At 59.6% G+C, this 17,209-nt stretch carries 13 protein-coding genes and 8 pseudogenes; 9 read left to right on the top strand and 12 right to left on the bottom strand.

What is annotated here, in order from left to right; all coding sequences use genetic code 11:
• The first annotated feature begins 174 nt into the window (after positions 1–174).
• The 3 genes and pseudogenes from RX328_RS09065 to RX328_RS09055 all read left to right on the top strand — a co-directional run.
• Positions 175–459 carry a hypothetical protein gene (locus RX328_RS09065; protein WP_213257318.1) on the top strand — a complete coding sequence of 95 codons (285 nt, stop codon included), beginning with the start codon at positions 175–177 and terminating at the stop codon, positions 457–459.
• Positions 460–1,009: 550 nt separating this feature from the next.
• Positions 1,010–1,570 carry a hypothetical protein gene (locus tag RX328_RS09060; RefSeq protein ID WP_213257316.1) on the top strand — a complete coding sequence of 187 codons (561 nt, stop codon included), beginning with the start codon at positions 1,010–1,012 and terminating at the stop codon, positions 1,568–1,570.
• Between the two features lie 99 nt (positions 1,571–1,669).
• A pseudogene (locus RX328_RS09055) lies at positions 1,670–2,055 on the top strand (FMN-binding negative transcriptional regulator); the annotation flags it as partial.
• Between the two features lie 618 nt (positions 2,056–2,673).
• Here RX328_RS09055 and fdxB read toward each other — a convergent pair.
• The 7 genes and pseudogenes from fdxB to RX328_RS09020 all read right to left on the bottom strand — a co-directional run bounded on the left by fdxB (position 2,674) and on the right by RX328_RS09020 (position 6,665).
• The gene (gene fdxB / locus RX328_RS09050) at positions 2,674–2,973 is read right to left on the bottom strand and encodes a ferredoxin III, nif-specific (RefSeq protein WP_213257229.1); all 300 of its coding nucleotides are present in this window, start codon (positions 2,971–2,973) and stop codon (positions 2,674–2,676) included.
• Positions 2,974–2,988: 15 nt separating this feature from the next.
• Positions 2,989–3,189 (bottom strand): CCE_0567 family metalloprotein, encoded by a 201-nt coding sequence (locus RX328_RS09045; RefSeq protein ID WP_275190657.1) that lies wholly within the window; start codon positions 3,187–3,189, stop codon positions 2,989–2,991.
• 9 nt (positions 3,190–3,198) lie between these two features.
• Positions 3,199–3,669, bottom strand: a complete 471-nt coding sequence (locus RX328_RS09040) for a NifX-associated nitrogen fixation protein (RefSeq protein WP_317258659.1) — start codon at positions 3,667–3,669, stop codon at positions 3,199–3,201.
• A 7-nt stretch (positions 3,670–3,676) separates the two neighbouring features.
• A pseudogene (gene nifX / locus RX328_RS09035) lies at positions 3,677–4,070 on the bottom strand (nitrogen fixation protein NifX).
• Positions 4,067–5,473 (bottom strand): nitrogenase iron-molybdenum cofactor biosynthesis protein NifN, encoded by a 1,407-nt coding sequence (gene nifN / locus RX328_RS09030; protein WP_057852069.1) that lies wholly within the window; start codon positions 5,471–5,473, stop codon positions 4,067–4,069. The pseudogene nifX and the gene nifN overlap by 4 nt, the downstream one beginning before the upstream one ends.
• 9 nt (positions 5,474–5,482) lie before the next feature.
• A pseudogene (locus tag RX328_RS09025) lies at positions 5,483–5,917 on the bottom strand ((2Fe-2S)-binding protein); the annotation flags it as partial.
• A gap of 385 nt (positions 5,918–6,302) precedes the next feature.
• Entirely contained in the window at positions 6,303–6,665 is a 363-nt protein-coding gene (locus tag RX328_RS09020) for a helix-turn-helix domain-containing protein (protein WP_244608746.1), read from the bottom strand.
• A 415-nt stretch (positions 6,666–7,080) separates the two neighbouring features.
• Between RX328_RS09020 and RX328_RS09015 the strand changes: the two genes are divergently transcribed.
• Positions 7,081–7,488, top strand: coding sequence for an IS110 family transposase (locus RX328_RS09015; RefSeq protein ID WP_249727333.1), 408 nt, complete (start codon positions 7,081–7,083; stop codon positions 7,486–7,488).
• A gap of 256 nt (positions 7,489–7,744) precedes the next feature.
• Here RX328_RS09015 and RX328_RS09010 read toward each other — a convergent pair.
• From RX328_RS09010 to RX328_RS08990, 5 genes and pseudogenes are all read right to left on the bottom strand, one after another.
• Positions 7,745–8,407: pseudogene (locus tag RX328_RS09010) on the bottom strand (DDE-type integrase/transposase/recombinase); the annotation flags it as partial.
• A gap of 325 nt (positions 8,408–8,732) precedes the next feature.
• Entirely contained in the window at positions 8,733–9,167 is a 435-nt protein-coding gene (locus tag RX328_RS09005) for a nucleotidyl transferase AbiEii/AbiGii toxin family protein (protein WP_312018171.1), read from the bottom strand.
• A complete protein-coding gene (locus RX328_RS09000; protein ID WP_312018172.1) occupies positions 9,062–9,481 on the bottom strand; it encodes a nucleotidyl transferase AbiEii/AbiGii toxin family protein in 420 nt (139 codons plus the stop codon). The genes RX328_RS09005 and RX328_RS09000 overlap by 106 nt, the downstream gene beginning before the upstream one ends.
• A gap of 124 nt (positions 9,482–9,605) precedes the next feature.
• Positions 9,606–10,183: pseudogene (locus RX328_RS08995) on the bottom strand (type IV toxin-antitoxin system AbiEi family antitoxin).
• 565 nt (positions 10,184–10,748) lie between these two features.
• Entirely contained in the window at positions 10,749–10,949 is a 201-nt protein-coding gene (locus tag RX328_RS08990) for a hypothetical protein (protein WP_145963803.1), read from the bottom strand.
• Positions 10,950–11,154: 205 nt separating this feature from the next.
• Here RX328_RS08990 and RX328_RS08985 point away from each other — a divergent pair.
• The 5 genes and pseudogenes from RX328_RS08985 to RX328_RS08960 form a co-directional block, all read left to right on the top strand.
• Positions 11,155–12,105: pseudogene (locus RX328_RS08985) on the top strand (ISNCY family transposase); the annotation flags it as partial.
• Positions 12,106–12,428: 323 nt separating this feature from the next.
• The gene (locus tag RX328_RS08975; RefSeq protein WP_057852093.1) at positions 12,429–12,704 is read left to right on the top strand and encodes a hypothetical protein; all 276 of its coding nucleotides are present in this window, start codon (positions 12,429–12,431) and stop codon (positions 12,702–12,704) included.
• Between the two features lie 473 nt (positions 12,705–13,177).
• Positions 13,178–14,266: pseudogene (locus tag RX328_RS08970) on the top strand (IS630 family transposase).
• 78 nt (positions 14,267–14,344) lie between these two features.
• A pseudogene (locus tag RX328_RS08965) lies at positions 14,345–15,710 on the top strand (IS701 family transposase).
• A gap of 80 nt (positions 15,711–15,790) precedes the next feature.
• A complete protein-coding gene (locus RX328_RS08960) occupies positions 15,791–17,134 on the top strand; it encodes an IS1182 family transposase (RefSeq protein WP_317258658.1) in 1,344 nt (447 codons plus the stop codon).
• Positions 17,135–17,209 lie beyond the last annotated feature (75 nt).

The raw sequence follows: 17,209 nt of genomic DNA, 5'->3' as shown, positions 1-17,209 counted from the left end.
ACGCGCCCGATTACGGCAGATTGCGCTGTCGATCAGGCGGGATTCTCGTGATTTTCAGCGTTGGCACGCCGGCCTTCGGCCCGCGGAGGGTGGCGTGAACCAGCCGCTCCTCGCGGCCAATCCGGTTTCGGCCGCCGGCCTGGGCTTGCCCGTGCCCGTCAGGCGGATGGCACGATGGTTCCGGTTTTTTCCGCAGGCCCTGGCAACTACGAGATCAAATTCGCCGAAGTGTCCTGCTCGAAAGGCTCACCGGTGAAGATCACCGCTGTCAAATTGCTTCCGGTTCGTCATCATACGGAAAAGTGCCCCGAAGCAGCCTCTCTTGGTGGGAGCAGTCATTGGAATGCTTTCCGCATCGGTGGGATGAGCGCTATGAACAAGCTGCCCCTACAAACCCGCGTCCAGATTCTGACGATGCTCTGTGAGGGCAGCAGCTCAGCCGGATTACCGGGGTTATAGCGCGACAATCTGGATGGGAAGTCTTCGGGAACATTCCTCCATGAGGCAATACGCACTTCCATCCTGATTGCCGCGCCGCACGGGGTGTCGATCAATACCGTGACTAAGCTCTTGGTGGACGCTGGTTTGGCCTGCGCCGCCTTCCACGATGAGAAGGTCCGCCATGTCCCCGCCATCCGCATCCAATGCGTTGAGGTTTGGTCGTTCAGCTACGCCAAGCAGAAGAATGTCAAATTTGCTGAGCGGCTCCGGCCGCTGCTGGCGACATCTGGACGTGGACGGGCCTGGACGCCGACTCCAAGCTGATCCTGTCATGGCACGTTGGCGACCGCAGCCAAGACAACGGCATTGTCTTCCTAGGAGACTTGGAGGCGCGTCTTGCCAACCGCGTCCAGCTCATCACAGATGGCCACAAAGCCTATCTCAAGGCCGTATCTGCGGTCGATTTCAACGCTGACTACGCGATGCTGAACAAGATATTCGCGACTGACTATGCCGTCCTGGCCGCTATAGCCCGCCCAAGTGCATTGGCGCGATCAAGGAAGCCATCATGGGCAACCCCGATCCGAAGCCTAACAGCACCTCATTTGTTGAGCGGCAGAACCTGACCATGCGCATGTCAATGAGGCGGCTTACCCGCTTCACCAATGCGTTCAGCAAGAAGTTTGAAAACCATTTCCACGCGTTGGCACTCTACTTCTTTTTCTACAACTTCTGCCGCGTCCACAAGACACTTGGCGTCACCCCGGCTATGGTCGCTGCCGTGACGGATCGTATCATGAAAATGGAAAGCCTTGTTGTTGAGATCATCGGCGCGCGGAATGCCCCGGGGCCGCGCGGCAAAGGGCTGGATGAGGCCCATACACCGTCCGCCTGCCGTTTCGCATCGACCAGGTTGCCCATGGCCGCTGAAGACGGATTGCGTGCAGCCTTCCCTATGCGCGAGATCCGACGGCGCAGCCGCTGGCTTGCATGTGGTGGTCTGGTTTCGCGATCTGCCCCAAACGTCCGAAGCATGGGTTACGCCGCACTGGAGGCGCGCCAGATCGAGCGCGGCTGTCAGCTTCTGGCTCAAGCGGTCGATCAGCTTCGTTCGCGGCGATTGTCCTAGTCGCATGCCCCTCCAACTGGACCATCAAAATCAGTGATAACTGGCAGTTCTAACCGTACCAGGCTCGGTCTATCTCAGGAACGAGAACGGAGAACCGCCATGTATGTGCCCCCCGCCTTTAGAGATGACGAGGTCGAAAGCATCCGCGCGACCATTTGCTCCGCCGGCCTCGCCAACCTGGTCACGGCCACCGCGGACGGACCGATTGCGACACGCTCTTCCTCGATGAGACCGAAGGAGAGCACGGAGTGCTGTACGGGCACTTGGCGAAGGCCAATCCACAATGGCGTTCGGCTCCGACCGGCGAAGCTCTGGCGATCTTCATGGGTCCGGAAGCCTACGTGACACCCTCATGGTTCGCGACCAAGCAAGAAACCGGGAAGGTGGTGCCGACATGGAATTACATCGCCGTCCACGCGTAAGGGCCGGTTGAGTTCTTCCAGGAGCCCGAACGTCTGCTCGAGGTGGTCACGCGCCTAACGAACTCGTTCGCGACAGCGGAATGAAGTTATTGAGGATTGCCAACATCCGATCCCATAGTGGCAGCAGACATTATGAACCATCCGAACCGGCATTTTCGCAGAATTCAGATGCTTGCGGCCGACGACGCATGATTCTACCCGGGGACGGCGACTCGGAGCCAGCAAGCTGGTGGGAATGGCCGAGCAGGATGACCGACTTCGCGGGAGCAGTCACTGGTGAAGGTCACCGAACATTCCCGAAGGCCAGCTTGCCGGAGCCGGCACTATTACGACGCCCATCCGCGGCAGGGCCCTGCAATGCCAACCATTTTGTGATGCTGTCGCGGCGCATAGAGTCCCATCCTATGAACGACGCGCTGGCTCCGGCCGATCTCATTTCGATGGGAGCGGGATTTGAACTACCGTCCGTCGACCGGCCCTTCATGCTGCTGTCAGGGCGGACTACTTTGTCACGCATCTTGCAGACGACGGCCGCCCGCTTCGACCACTAATCAACCAAGTCCTTCGCGCCGGTCGGCGCCGAGGGACTCTATCCCCGAGCGCAGCACACGGAGAGTCCCTTCAGCGAGGCTTCGCCGTCCAACTCCCGCTTGCTTGCGGGAAAGGCGGACAGAGGCGCTGTCAAGCGGCTTCCGCTGCGGCGGGCTGGTGGGTCTGGCAGTTGGTCGGACAAACCCGGGCGCAGGCGCCGCAGCCGATACAAGCGCCCCGGTCATTCATCACCATAATCTTCTTTTCGATCTCACCGTCTTCGTCATCGTCGAGATCGACAAGATCGCCCTCCTCATTGATCCCCTTCAATGTCATGACGTCGCGACCGCAGACCTTGAAACAGCGGCCACAACCGATGCACTTCTTGGGATCAATTGAGATCAGGTAGTTTGGCGCCCAGTCGCGGCCGTCGCGCGTTGCAAATGACATGATCGGATACCCTTTTTAGGCCTTTTCCAGCGCCTTGAGATCCTCGCGCTTGCGCTCGAGTTCGGCAAAGGCATCGTGCGCCTTCTGCGCCACCGCCATGATCGAGGTCCAGTTGATGGGAAGTTCCTCCGACAAATCGTGCAGATCCATCTTGGCCTTCGTCGCCTTGACCGACAGCTTTCTTATTTCCCCTTTCAGCATTTCAAGGTCGCTCATGAGCTGCTCTCAATAGTTGGCCACGTCGGGAAATTTCCGGGTCATCTCGATGCCGCCTTCGACGTATTTGTCACCCTCGGTGGCGAGCTTTGCGAGATTGTCGAAGCCGAAGCGATGCACATCGCGCAGCTGCTTGTTCACCACGATCAGCCGGCCGCCGATCAGCACCATGCGGCCAAAGCCTTCCTGGTGCATCTTCAGCATCGGCTGGATCATCACACCGGTCGCCTTCTCGATCGAGAGCGCGACCGCATTGAAGAACAGCTCCAGCCGCCAGACCGTATCCGGATCGGGATCGCCGACGATCGGCAGCGCGCGCCGTTTCTCCTTGTCCAGAATATAGGGTTCGAGGAGATCGAGATCGCTCTTGCCGTCCCAGGCGCCATGGACGTCCTGGGCGCGCCAGATCTTGATCAGTTCCCTCACGAATGGCGCATCGAGCGCGCGATCGGTTTGCACGATATCCGCGGCTTCAGTCATGTCGTCCTCATTCTTCGAAATCGAGCGTGCGCTCCTGGTCCTTTGCCAGCGCCTTGCGCAGCCAGGGTGGCGGCGTACCCTTCAGCACGTGCTGAAGCTTCGACCAGCGCCAGAATGTTCTCGGGCTTGTTCACCTTGATGGGATGTATATTGTTCGCCACTACCCGCGCGGCACCGGAGCCGCCGATGGCAGCGACATAGAGAATGGCGCAATCCTTGATTGCCTCGATCTTGGGCGCGAGCTTGTCCTCGTTGCCGTCTTCCTTGAGATCGCCGTAGAACTGAACCGCCTTCAGAAATACGTGCCCGCCCGGCCCAACATCATAGATCGCGATGTACTTGGCCCAGCCAAAGTGCGCATCGACGCGCCTCAAGTCTTGGGTAGCGAATGCGACCTTCATGCAATCGACCCCTCTGTTGCGTCGATGAAGCTACGGCGGCCGGGCTTTAAGGGCCGTCTCGAGGTCCGCCAGCTATCGGGCGTCGGCTGATGATTTTCCTCTCGGTCGGCGATCACGAGATTGGCGATATTGAAGATCACATCGCGCGTGCCGCGATAGCCGACGGATAGCTGGTGTCCCGCGCCGATCCGATCGAACATCGGAAATCCCGCGCGATAAAACGGAATCTTCAGCCGCGCCGCCGCTTGGCGGCCATGCGAATGCGTAATCAGCAGATCGCAATTCCTCGTCCTAGCAAGCTCTTCCAGATCCTCGAGATCGCCGATCAGCACCTCCTTGGTCCCGATCCGCTCCAGCACCGGCGACGGCGTGGTCGTCACGGCCGCCGTCACCTGCGCGCCCATCTCGTGAAGCATGCTGGACAGGTCGAACAGGAGGTCAGGCTCGGCACCGATCGCGAGCTTGCGGCCGCCGACATGGAAATGCGCGTCCAGCATCGCATCGCTGAGCTGGCCGCGCTGGCGCCGATATTTTGCTGGCACAGGGCGGCCACTGATGTCGCTCAGGAAAGCGATGAATTCATCGTTGGGGATGAGGCCGCACAGCCGCTCGAACAAGCGAAACGGCACCCCAGACTTCGCCTGCATGGCTTCTGCCGCCCGCCGCATCTGCGCACCGATGGCAATGGTCCAGCTGGACCGGCCCATGCCCGCGACTTCGTCAACCCCGATGCCACCAATGGTCGTTGGCGTAAACTCGTCCGGGATATGCCCGTCCAGCGATCCCGCGAGATCAGGCAGGAAGGATGGCTTCAGGCCGAAATCCTCCAGGATCGTCCTAAGTTCGTCGAGGTCACCCGGCGTCAGGTGACATCCGGGGAGGACATTCACCCGCGCGGGATCACGCTCCGCCCCGACCGCCGGCGCCTCCACCAGTACCTCGACCATGCATGCCACTGTCTTTCCCCACCCGTCCTGGAAGGCGTCCTTGAAATCGGGCGTGGAGACAAAGACAAGAGGAAATTTGGCGAGCTGCGGATGCTGCTCGCGGATCAGCTTGATGTAGCCGTCGACGTCATCGCCATTGGTTTCGGTCACTCCGGTCGAGCAGATCCCGATGATCTCCGGCTTGGCACGATTGTATATGTTGAGGATAGCCTTCTCGACATTTTCATAACCGCCGAGCACGGTCGCCACCTCGCTCATCGCAGTCGTCTGCAGCGGCACCGCCTCCTTGAAATGCCGCACGAACAGCGTGAGTCCGAAGGATGTGCACCCTTGCGAGCCGTGCAGAAGCGGCATCGCCCCACGCAGGCCCATGAAGGCGAATGCGCCGCCGATCGGCTGACTCATCTTCAGCGGGTTGACCGCGCAGGCCTTCTTCGGCGTGGTGACGATGGCCATGACGCCGTCCTATTCCGCGGCCTGCAGCATGGCAGGCGGCGAGGACACCGGCATGGTGGCCAGGATGTCCTCGATACGCCTCTTACAGCAGCCACCGAACGCGTTGGTGTGCTGCCTGACTGCCTCGACGCTGGTCAGGCCATGCGAGCGGATTGCGTCCTCGAGGGTGCCGAGATCGACTTCCTTGCAGAAGCAGACCTTTTTCGCGCGCCGGGTCGTCTCCGGATCGGCGGCGACCTCGGCGGCCTGCGCGTCCATTTGCGCAATGGCCTTGGCCCGCCAGTTATTGGCGACTTCGTCCCACGGCACCGGCCGGCGCAGTTGCTCCCAGATCGGGTTGAACAGCGCTCTGTCGATCTCCTCGACCAGCTTCACCATACCGACATAGCCCATATAAGCGTGGTAGCGCTCCTGGTTGATGTCGAGCCAGGGCATCGCCGCTTTCCGCCATGGGTCATCCACTTCGCGGATTGAGCTTGCTGCATGTTTGATTCTCTTTGCATGGGCGTCTGCCCCATCAGCCCGGGCCACGCTGCATTGTCCTTGATCGAGATCGACCCCGATCAGCTATCCACACCACCGGAGGGAGTTTTCCATCAGGTCCAGCGGCTGCCTGAAGGAATCAGAAAGGACGACGCTTGCGCGCCCCCTCGGGTGGCGCCTGATGCACCCTGGGGATTGCACATTGACCCAAGCAAGGGCAGCGACGAAAATAACGAAGACCGAGATGACGGCTGCGGAAGCCAAGAGCGAATCGGTGCGCATGACGATCTCCATTGAAGCTGATGCGAATATATCGCCGTTTCAAGAGACGCGTCTTTGACCTTGATCAAATGAGGGCAAAAGAACCAGACGCGACGCGCTTCAACTTACGCCCGCAGACAGCGCTTCGGCGCGCGGCATCCAACAGGACGACGCCACGCGTAAAGGTGCGGATCACGCCATCACGTTCGAGCTTCGTGAAGGTACGACTCACCATTTCGGTGGTGAGCCCCAGATAATCCGCGATGTCCAGCTGTTTCATCGGCAGCGGCAGAATTTCTCCACCACATTCAATTCCACTGAGTCGGTCGCGGCAGCCGATCAGGAAGCTCGCCACCTTCTCTTCGGCGGAGTGCCGTCCGAGCAAGACCATATGTTCCTGTGCCCGGGCGAGCTCGCGGCCCGCCAACTCATTGATTCGGCGCAACAACCGCGGCCGGTTCTCGGCGAATGTCGCGAACGATGCTCTGGAGATTTGGCACAGCGCGACACGGCCGATTGCGAGCGGAAAACTCGTGCTGCGGTAAGTCGGAGAGCCCGAGGAAATCGCCCGGCTATTGTCACCGGATTTGAATTGACCGACCAGATTATGGCGGTCCTTTGCTTTTGTGATCTGGGACGCGATTTGTCGGCCTCATCGTAAAGTGATGGTGGAACAAACCTGTCTTTGTAGTGATCTCAACAGCGCCACATACTCCTGATCGCGATTGTTGGTCTTGCCAAAACATCATTGCCCGAACGCTCAGTAAGCAAGGCTGGAAAAAGGCGCACTTTGACATCGATCCGGAAGTCAACCTCTTGCGTTTTATGCCCCGCCAACGCATCTACCGCAGTGCGGTGGCGCCATGCGCTATCGCTGCCCTCTTGGGCGTTTCCTCCCTAGACTTGGGCCGCTTGTTCGTTCAAGCGGCCTTTTTTCTTGGTCGCCGTTGTGGCGGCGCTCGGCCATTCACTCGGCAAGTCGCTCGCGCACACGCCCCATATTTTGTTATCGTCTTTACGGCCACGGCCGTCGCGGCCACTGTCTCAGACCCCGCCATGTTCCGCTCCGGTCGGGAGTTCGCTGCCTGGCTCGGCTCGGCCTGACGCCAAGGCAGAACTCCACGTGTGGGAAGGAAAGGCTCGGCCATATAAGGAAGCAGGGGGACGCCCATCTCCGGCACTTGCTGATTATTGGGGCACGCAACGTCGTCCGGTACCCAAAGGCGCGATCACGGGTCGGAGCGGCCTGGATCGACGCACTACTTGAGTGACGTCGCCCCATAGTCGTTGCAATCGCCGTTGCCAACAAGTTAAGAAGCTCGGATCATCTGGGCGATGATGACGACCGGTGAGTTCTATCGGCCGAAGGCTGCGGGGTGAACTGCCAAGCAGGCTTGCCACTTTAGGTGTGAGGGCAGATGACAGCATGATGGAAACCGGCGGAGCTGGGGATCGAGAAAACCCGAAGAGCTTTAAGCGCAACAAGCGCGAACCCGTTGATGAGGCCTCGATCCGCGATCTCCATCAGGGCCAGCGGCCATGATATCGGTCGCACCAACAGGCCGTATACATGAACGCACCCGACCGATCTCCAAAACGCTGTCGAAATCCCTTGCACCCGCGGGGCCGTCTATACACGAAGCTCTCGATGAAACCGTTCTGCATCGGTTTCCCCGGCGCGATGAAGTGCCAGTCGATGACTGTGTCCTTGCTCCAGGCGAGCATGACATTGCAGGTGAACTCGGTGCCATGGTCGGGTACGATCTTCCGGGCTTGCCGCGTCGCTCGACGATCGCCGTCAGTTCGCGGGCAACGCGCCGTCCTGAGATCGACGTATCTGGAATAGCCCCAGGCACTCTTTGGTGACATCGTCGACGATGTTGAGGATACGGAAGCGTCGGCCATTGGCGAACTGGTCGTGGACGAAATCCAACGACCAGCGTGCATTCGGCGTCGCTTCCAGGCTCGGCGCCCGCGTCCCCACAGCCTTGCGGCGGCCACGCCGCTTGCGGACGGCGAGCCCTTCCTCCCGATAAAGCCGGTAGATCCGGTTGATCCCGACGGCTCTCCCTCCCGCCGCAGCAGGATGAACAGCCGGCGATAGCCGAAACGCCGCCGCTCGTTGGCGAGATCGCGCAACCGGCCGCGCAGAGCCGCGTCTGGAGGGCGGGTGGAGCGGTAGCGGATCAGGGCCAGAACGAATTTCAAACTGGAATAAGCCCGTGGGGCAAGGTTACCTTGTTTCAAAAGTGCCGCGGGATCGAAAGCTGACCGAGATGGGCCGTTCGCACTGTTAATGTTAATGGAATGTCACTAATGCCTTGGGATGTGCGCGACGCTGAAAATCTGCTGTGCGAAGTCTGGGAGCTTTTGCTCGAAAAGTGCAAACAACCCTTCGTAACTTCAAGCGGCTTGTAAACTGTCAGCTCAAAACCTGCTTCGCTCGCGATTTCGCCATCTCATGGCCAAGGGCATTCACCGAAAAACGCTTCGGTTGGGCTTCTGACCATCGACTTTATTCGAACTGATCAATAAGTCCAGACTGTTCGATCATCTTCTCCGTCTTGGACCAGGCCTCGCCCGGCATCAGACGGATGATCTTACTGAAGACCTTGACGAACGCAGCCTTCGCCGCATCGTCGTCGAAATCCTCCGCCTCGTCTGCGGACAGCAGCGGGCGAACATCAGCCATGAAGTTTGGATTGTTGAGTTTCGTGAACATGCGCTTTTCGGCTTCAGCGCGGGATATCGATGTCCCGCCAGCCGCGAGGTATTTGCCCAAGACTTCTACGGTCGTGCTCGCATCAAATCCCTCGAAGATATCGAGAGCGTGCGCAATGTCGATCAGGTCCCGCCCCTTATGGCATTGGAGCAGCGCGCGAGGCTTGGTCGAGAGTAATTCTTCGTTTGAAAACGTCGATATGTCGGCGGTGCCTGTAAACCAAACCACGCGTTTTCGACTTTAAATGGCAGAGATTGCGGTGTGTCGTAGGCAGTACGCTCCCGCGTGTTGATTTCGATCTTCAAACGGATTGGCGCAGGGTTGCTCTTGTCTTCGGCTTCGACCGAGTATTTGAGCTTGGGCGCAATTTCGCTTTGTACGAATTGCGGTTCGCCAAACCACGGATTCAGAACTTCGCGAACGCGGTCAACACCGGCCCTATCGGGCCTGCCGTGGTACACGAGGTCGATGTCTTCGGAGTAGCGCAACGGCTTTGGAAAATGCAGGTTGTTGAGCGCGGTCCCTCCGAGTTCCGCCTTCAAGAACTCATCCGAAAAGAGCGCGACCAGCGCTCGGCTGATGATCAGGTCTTGCTCGACCTGCCGTTGTTCGACCCATGGCGTTGTCTGCGACCATGCGACAATGTTGAGGGGCCGGAATCATTCGTCAATCTCGGGGTAACGATGGACGATGACGTGCCAAACGCGTGCTGCGTACGAGCGGAGGTTCGCTTTCTTGAGCGTGCTCTTTGCGGTTCTGCGGCTCCAGCATTACCCAGGGCAGAGGTTTATAGTTTTCATGGAGATAGCTTTCCAAGGGACCTGCTACCTGCTCGTGACCAAGGCGCTCCAATAAATAACCGAGACGTTGGATGACCGTGCGCTCGAATTGCCGCGCCAGGGATGCAAGCTTGTCTGCTTTCATACGCGTCGCGAGATCGCTCAATACCGTCGCGATCGCGTCGATGCTACCAGCTACGTGCAGATACCGCAGGAGATCCAACGCGGTAAGTTCGGGCGACGAAAGTTTCATCGTGCCAGCGTCGGTTTTGAAATCCTGTAATGCGTTCGAGACCTGCGAAAAATCCTTGCGATAGTAGAATACGAGCATGGAGCGCCCGACCCGCATCTTGGGATCTGCTTGTTGGTGATGATCTGAAATTCCATCACCGCATGATGTGAGGCGCCTTGCAGTTCCGCGGCCTTGAGCGGTCCGACATAGTACGGTCGGTTATCGTGGCGCATCAGTTGGTCAATGTACCAGGTCGGAGGCGGCGCGCCCCAATGAGAGATATTGCGGCGGCACGATTACACAGAAGCCGTTTCGAGGACTTACGAGTTGCTGTTTTTGCTCCAGACGTTTCGCGCTCTTCAAGAAAGCGGCTTTAGACAGTCCAAAACACGCATCGCTTCGTCGCGGGTAAAGGAGATTTTGCCCGCGGCCTGGAGGCGGGTCGTGTACGCAGAATGGGTGACAGGAGCATCTAGCATTGCATTGAATTATAGACGGAAATCATCCATTTTTCAATATGATGCTTTATTCAATGATGCTTTATTCATACAGCTATATATTCGTAAATTGACTGTCCGTTTTTCAACACGATGCGAGATGATCCCCGACGGTCGAGGGCCAGAACTTGCTCAGCGAAGGCTTGGCCTATCCATCTGTTTGCGGCCCCCACGGCTGAACAGCCTTGGTGCGAGCCGAATATCTAAGCGGATTCCACGGACTTGACCGGTCAACCATGAATGACGAGAGGCGGATATGTCATCGCCTCCTGGCCAGACATCCATTGGCCAAGTGCAACAATCAGGCGGCAGTTAGCACCGGCTTCTCTAACCAATTGCTACTACGTTCGTTCATCAACGCATCCATGCCGTTGCGGTGCAGCCACAGAAGCCCTCGGGCAAGTTGCCGTAGGTCGTTGCGGTCCGCACCAATAGGTAAGCTTCTTGCACGACGGAGAGCGTCGGCAGCCTGTTGCTCCAATGATGATAGCTTGCGTTCCATCTGCTGCCCCCCAAATCGATATTTGGCCCTTGGCGAACGCTTATCTACCCCACTTCAAATATCAGCATTGTGAAATAGCCCACAATTCTATAGCGCGACAATCAATCTGGATGGGAAGCCGCATTGCGTCGCCTGAAATGTTCCTGAATGCTAGGCCGTTGCCTCACGTAATTTGCTCCCCAGTGAGATGGGACTGGGGGCGATAATGAGGCAACTGAGCATGGCGACTCGAAGAGAGCTGACGGCCGCTGTGGGGCAGCGCTACAGAGAGGCGAGCCGCGCGGAGAAGGCGCGAATTCTCAACGAGTTTGTGGTGGTGACGGGCTTCCATCGAAAGCATTCGATGCGCCTGCTCCGAGGCGATATGGAGAAATCCCGGGTTCGGCGCACCCGTCGGCGGATTTACGAGGAAGCTGAACGAAATGCGCTGGTAGTTCTTTGGGAGGCATCGGACCGGATTTGCAGCAAGAGACTGAAAGCGCTGCTGCTGCTCCTGATCGAGTCGATGGAACGGAACGGCCACATGGGCCTGGCGCCTGAAATCCGCGCGAAGCTGCTGGCGGCGAGCGCGTCGACGATCGATCGGGCGCTGGGGAAGATCCGACAGGAGGGTGCACGCCAGCGGCGCCGGCCGGTGGCGAGCGCATTGCGACGGAGCATCCCGGTACGGTCGTCCGCCGACTGGAAGGATCCGGCGCTGGGCTTTGTCGAAGCCGATCTGGTCGCCCACAGCGGGCCCTCGGGGCGCGGCAGTTTTATCCAGACGCTGGTGCTCACGGATATTGCGACCGGTTGGACGGAGTGTGCGCCGTTGCTGGTGCGCGAGCAAACGCTCCTGAGCACCGTGTTGACAGAACTTCGCCGACAGCTGCCGTTCTCGTTGCAGGGCATCGATGCTGACAATGATACCGTGTTCATAAACGAAACGCTGAAAGCGTATTGTGAGCAGGCGAACATTGTGTTCACGCGTTGCCGACCCTACCGCAAGAACGAGTCCAGCTCGGCGCGCCCTATCAGTCGAAGCCGGCATCAGCCCCTCAGTCGGCTCTGCAGTGCCTGCCGATCGACGACGAGGTTCTCGAGGTTCAGGTCTGCCTGCCGTCTTCCCGCCAATCGCCTAACCAGCGCCCGCGTACCGTCCACCACGAAGACGCCGCAATCATAGCCGTTCCTCTGCTGGCTTATGGGGGCGTCTTGCAGGTTGGCTCCCACCCGTGCTGCGAGCATTGCTGCAGGTCTGTCATTGTGTCCCCGGGCGGGTCGTAGTGGTAGGCAACCGGCCTTTCGCGATCGCGGCGGTCCACCAGCAGCAACGACCAATGGGAGCCGCGGCGAATGATGTCCGTAGCGCTGGCATCGTTCACCAGCAAGAACAGGAAGTCGGCTGTATCGTTACCATTCCTATCGCGCTGTATTGACCCTGCCCGGCGCCGGCCCCCAGCAGTTTGGTTCTCGGGCCGGCCCAGCGAACGGACCCTGATGCCCCTGCAATTCCATCGTGCCGTCGAAGACATGGAGATATGGAGCGCAAGCAGCGACCACTATTCGTTCGTGATCAGCTTCCAGAGCCCAACCGGTCCTGGCTTTCGCGGAAGGTTGGGCTACGTCGCGTCGTGGCGTCCGCTTCACCAGGGCCGTGGCGCGATCAGGGTTCTCGGCTTGCCCCTCCAAAGTTTCGCTGAGGCCGAGGACGCCTGCAACACTATGCTGAATTACCTGAAGGACGACACTGATTCCACTTCCCAGCAAAGTTGAAGCCTCGCTAAAATGCCGCAATCGCTCCGCGTGCCGCCAGGATATCCGCACGATCAACTCGCAGCGCTCAAACCAGCCCTCGGTCGAGGGTGCATCTCCGACAAGGAGGACAAAATAGCCCTCTGAACTTTGCCATTGGCCGCCATTACGCTTTCGCAGGCGGCATCGCTGCCAACGCTGCATGGTCGAGGATCAACTGCGTCATCACGCTCGTGAGGGCCCCGGGCGGCGGGTACGGCTTTGATAGCGGGAAGATTGGCGACATGATCGGCGGTGCCATTGGCGGCGTACCCTGCCGGCCACCGCCAGCCCATGCCGGTTCTCCATGGTGGCGTGGAAATTGGCGCCGTTATCATCGTCGCCGCTGCCATCCTTGGGGCGAAAGCTCTTCTGTGAAGCCCAGGCTTCGATCAGCGTAGTTCTGTCACTGACATTTGAATCCCAACTTGTCGCGAACATGATTCAGTCGCGGCATGGGAAACGACTTGATTGTACTTGATCGCAAGGCTCGCAGGGAACTGGAGCAATTGCTCACCGATGGAAACACGGCTCAGAAGATCGCCAAGCGAGCGAGGATCGTGCTGATGACGGCGGCCGGTCATGGCGTCGTGGCGATTATGCGTGAGGTTGGGGTTTCGAAGACCTCCGTCTGGCGCTGGCAGGACTATTTTGTCGAGGCCGGCGTCGATGGTCTGATCAAAGGCCGCTCCAAGCCGCCTGGCCGAAAGCCGCTCAGCGCTGCCATGAAGCTCAATGTCGTCGAGAAGACCGTGAAGGAGCGTCCGGCTAATGCCACGCACTGGAGCGTGCGGTCGATGGCGGAAGAAATGGGCATCAGCCACACGAGCGTGCAGCGCATCTGGGCCGAACACGGCCTCAGGCCGCATCTCCTGCGCAGCTTCAAGATCTCCAACGATCCCGACTTCATCGCGAAGGTCGAGGACATCGTCGGCCTTTACGTCGATCCGCCGGAGAAGGCGCTGGTGCTTTCCGTCGATGAAAAGAGTCAAATCCAGGCACTCGACCGCACGCAGCCGGGTTTGCCCTTGAAAAAGGGCCGTGCCGGCACGATGACCCATGATTACAAGCGCAACGGCACCACAACACTCTTCGCCGCGCTCGATGTGGCGGCCGGTACCGTCATCGGCGAATGTCTGGCACGCCATCGGGCAGACGAGTTCCTGTCGCTTCTGAAAACAATCGACCGCGAGACGCCCGCACATCTCAATCTGCATCTGATCCTCGACAACTATGCCACCCACAAGACGCCGGCCGTGAAGCGCTGGTTGGCGCGACACAAACGCTTCACGCTGCACTTCACGCCGACATCCTGTTCCTGGCTCAACCTCGTCGAGCGGCTCTTCGCCGAAATCACTCGCCAGCGCATCCGGCGAGGAACCTTCAACGACGTCACCGAACTCAAGACCGCGATTGCCGAGTGGATCGAGCATCGAAACCAAAACCCATAGCCCTTCAGGTGGACCGCCAGCGCCAAATCCATCCTCGCAAAGCACCGCCGAGCCAAAAAAGCGCTCGCCATCGCAAAAGCGGGATGCAAATGAATGAGTCAGAACACTAGCACTACTTTGGCAGATTTATTGGATTGATCGTCGCAACAGGATTCCCGAATCAGGTTTTCAATGATTCATGAGAGGTCGGCTTATGGAGGGCCGATCTATGGACGTGGACTGGCAAGCCGATCTCGATCGCTGGCTTGCGCCGTTTGTCGCGGCGCTAGGGCACAAGACGCGGGCCCGGATGTGCCCTCTCTACGTCGCGGGTTTGATTGGTCCAGGAGACCGCAAGAGCGTTCAACCGATGGCGGCACGCGCCAGTGGGGTCGGTTACGATCAGCTCCATCATTTCGTCGCTGCCGGAGTTTGGGACAGTGCTCCACTCGAGGCTGCCCTGCTGAAGGAGGCAGACAGATTGGTTGGCGATGATGCGGGTTTTCTTGTCATCGATGATACGGCGTTGCCCAAGAAGGGACGTCACTCGATTGGCGTCGCGCCACAATATGCCTCGTCGCTCGGAAAGACTGCTAACTGTCAGTCGCTAGTCTCGCTAACGTTGGCGTCGCGGGAAGTGCCGGTGATGGTGGGCCTGCGGCTGTTCCTGCCCGAGAACTGGACAAATGATCCTGAGCGCATGGCGCGGGCGGGTGTGCCGAAGGATAGACAGACTGCTCTGACAAAGCCGGAGATTGCGATCGAGGAGATCGACCGCGTCATCGCCTCCGGTGTGCGTTTCGGCTGTGTGCTTGCCGATTCAGGGTACGGCTCCAGCGGGCCTTTCCGTCAGGCTTTGAGCGAGCGCGGTCTGCTGTGGGCGGTGGGTCTGTCGCGGCGCCAGAACGTCTATCCCGCCGACATTGCCCTGATCTTCCCCATCGCGAAGACCGGAAAGCCCCGCAAATACCACATCCCTGATCAGCCACCGGTCTCTGCTGAAGCGTTATTGGCCAAAGGCAAATGGCAAAGGGTCAGCTGGCGGCGGGGCACCAAAGGTCGGCTGACATGTCTCTTCACGGCCCGCCGTGTCCGCGTTGCGGATGGCCATAAGCACCGGATGATCAATAACCGTATGCAGTGCATGCCTGGCGACGAGGTCTGGCTCGTCGGCGAGCGGCGGTCGACCGGGGAGCAAAAATACTATGTGTCGAACCTGCCGGCCGATGCCACCATCAAGACGCTCGCTGCCACGATCAAGGCCAGGTGGGTCTGTGAACAGGCCCACCAGCAGCTCAAGGAGGAGCTTGGGCTCGACCACTTCGAAGGTAGATCCTGGACGGGATTACATCGACACGCGTTGATGACGATGATCGCCTACGCCTTCCTCCAATCCCGCCGCCTCAAAGCAGCGGGACGGAAAAAAAAGAATCTCAGGACCGCCACCACAACCAAGCATGCCGGCCATCAGGCAAGCCATCCTCGACCTCTTCGCACGACCTCCACCCCGACAATGTCCTCACTGCGACATGTTCCTTGCAGATATCGCGACGACTAAAGTGCCAAAGTAGTGCTAGCTAGGAGCCTGTCTGAGTAGTGACTGGTCAAGAGGGTGCGAGTCTGATTCCTTGCGTGGCCATGAGCAAGGAATTTCGCCCCTGGAAGATCGACGAGACCCAGCTTCTGCCGCCGAGCGTGCAGGATTATGTGCCGAGGGACCACGTTTCGCGGTTGATCGTGTCGCTGGTCAAGGAAAGCCTTGATCTATCGGCGATCCTAGGCAGCTACCGGAGCGGGCTGGGTCAGCCGCCGTTCGATCCGCGGATGATGACGGCGCTGCTTCTGCACGGCTATGCGAGCGGTATCTACTCGTCGCGGCGGATCGCCAGGGCGGCGGTGGAGCGGGCGGATTTCATGATGATCGTGGCGGGCGATGCGCCGGACTTCCGCACGATCTCAGAGTTCCGGCGGCGGCACCTGAAGGCGCTGGCCGACCTGTTCGTGCAGGTGTTGAAGCTCGCCGAGAAGGCCGGGTTGGTGAAGCTCGGGCACGTTGCGCTCGACGGCACCAAGATCAAGGCGAACGCGTCCAAGCACAAGGCGATGAGCTATGATCGCATGAAGAAGCGGGAAGCGGAGCTTGCAGCGGAGGTCGACCGCTGGCTCAAGGCGGCGGAGGCCGCCGATGCGCAGGAGGATAAGCTCTACGGCGACAAGCGCGGCGACGAGATGCCCGATTGGGTGGCCGACAAGCAGAAGCGGCTTGAGAAGATCCGCGAGGCCAAGGCCGCGCTGGAGGCCGAAGCCAAGGCCGCAGCCGAGGCGGAGCGCAAGGCGCGGGCCGAAGCCGAGGAGCGCCGGATCGCCGAAGGCGGCAAAAAGAACGGCAAGACGTCCGCGCCGCCGAACACGGAGCCCGACGGCAAGGCGCAACGCAATTTCACCGACCCGGAAAGCCGCATCTTGAAGACCAAGGACGGTTACATCCAGGGCTACAACACCCAGGCCGCGGTCGATGGTGCCCATCAGATCATCGTGGCGCAGACGCTGACCAGTTCCTCGAGCGATCAGGCGCAACTGGCGCCGTTGCTCGACGGGATCAGGGCCAATCTGGGGACCAATCCCGACGAAGTGTCGGCCGACGCCGGCTACTGCTCCGCCGCCAATCTTCGCACGATCAAACGGCGGCGCATCGAGGGCTACATCGCCACCGGAAGGCAGAAGCACGGCACCAAGTCCGCCACCGCGGAAAAGCCTTCAAGAGCCGGCTCGCTGATCGCCAGGATGAGCACCAAGCTCAAGCGCGCCGGCTACCGAAGTCGCTACCGCTTGCGCAAGCAGATCGTCGAACCCGTGTTCGGACAGATCAAACAGGCAAGAGGGTTCAGGCAATTCCTGCTGCGCGGCATCGACAAAGTGAAGCCCGAATGGGCCCTGATTTGCACCGCTCACAACCTCGTCAAGCTAGCGAGGGCCGCATGAGCCGCTATCATTCGGATAAAACCGGCTTCCCGATGCTAACTGGACAGGCTCCTAGGGGAGCGCTGCCACCTTCTC

It is taken from the genome of Bradyrhizobium sp. sBnM-33, from assembly GCF_032917945.1.
In the GTDB taxonomy this organism is placed as follows: Bacteria; Pseudomonadota; Alphaproteobacteria; order Rhizobiales; family Xanthobacteraceae; genus Bradyrhizobium.
The sequence above is the reverse complement of the archived record's forward strand: the minus strand, read 5'-3'. Positions and strand labels throughout refer to the sequence as shown.

Excerpts from the sequence above, each read along its gene's own strand:
- RX328_RS09065 (WP_213257318.1), top strand. The coding sequence starts at position 175 with ATGGTTCCGGTTTTTTCCGCAGGCCCTGGCAACTACGAGATCAAATTC.
- RX328_RS09060 (WP_213257316.1), top strand. The coding sequence starts at position 1,010 with ATGGGCAACCCCGATCCGAAGCCTAACAGCACCTCATTTGTTGAGCGG.
- fdxB (WP_213257229.1), bottom strand. The coding sequence starts at position 2,973 with ATGTCATTTGCAACGCGCGACGGCCGCGACTGGGCGCCAAACTACCTG.
- RX328_RS09045 (WP_275190657.1), bottom strand. The coding sequence starts at position 3,189 with ATGAGCGACCTTGAAATGCTGAAAGGGGAAATAAGAAAGCTGTCGGTC.
- RX328_RS09040 (WP_317258659.1), bottom strand. The coding sequence starts at position 3,669 with ATGACTGAAGCCGCGGATATCGTGCAAACCGATCGCGCGCTCGATGCG.
- nifN (WP_057852069.1), bottom strand. The coding sequence starts at position 5,473 with ATGGCCATCGTCACCACGCCGAAGAAGGCCTGCGCGGTCAACCCGCTG.
- RX328_RS09015 (WP_249727333.1), top strand. The coding sequence starts at position 7,081 with ATGCGCTATCGCTGCCCTCTTGGGCGTTTCCTCCCTAGACTTGGGCCG.
- RX328_RS08990 (WP_145963803.1), bottom strand. The coding sequence starts at position 10,949 with ATGGAACGCAAGCTATCATCATTGGAGCAACAGGCTGCCGACGCTCTC.
- RX328_RS08975 (WP_057852093.1), top strand. The coding sequence starts at position 12,429 with ATGCCCCTGCAATTCCATCGTGCCGTCGAAGACATGGAGATATGGAGC.
- RX328_RS08960 (WP_317258658.1), top strand. The coding sequence starts at position 15,791 with ATGAGCAAGGAATTTCGCCCCTGGAAGATCGACGAGACCCAGCTTCTG.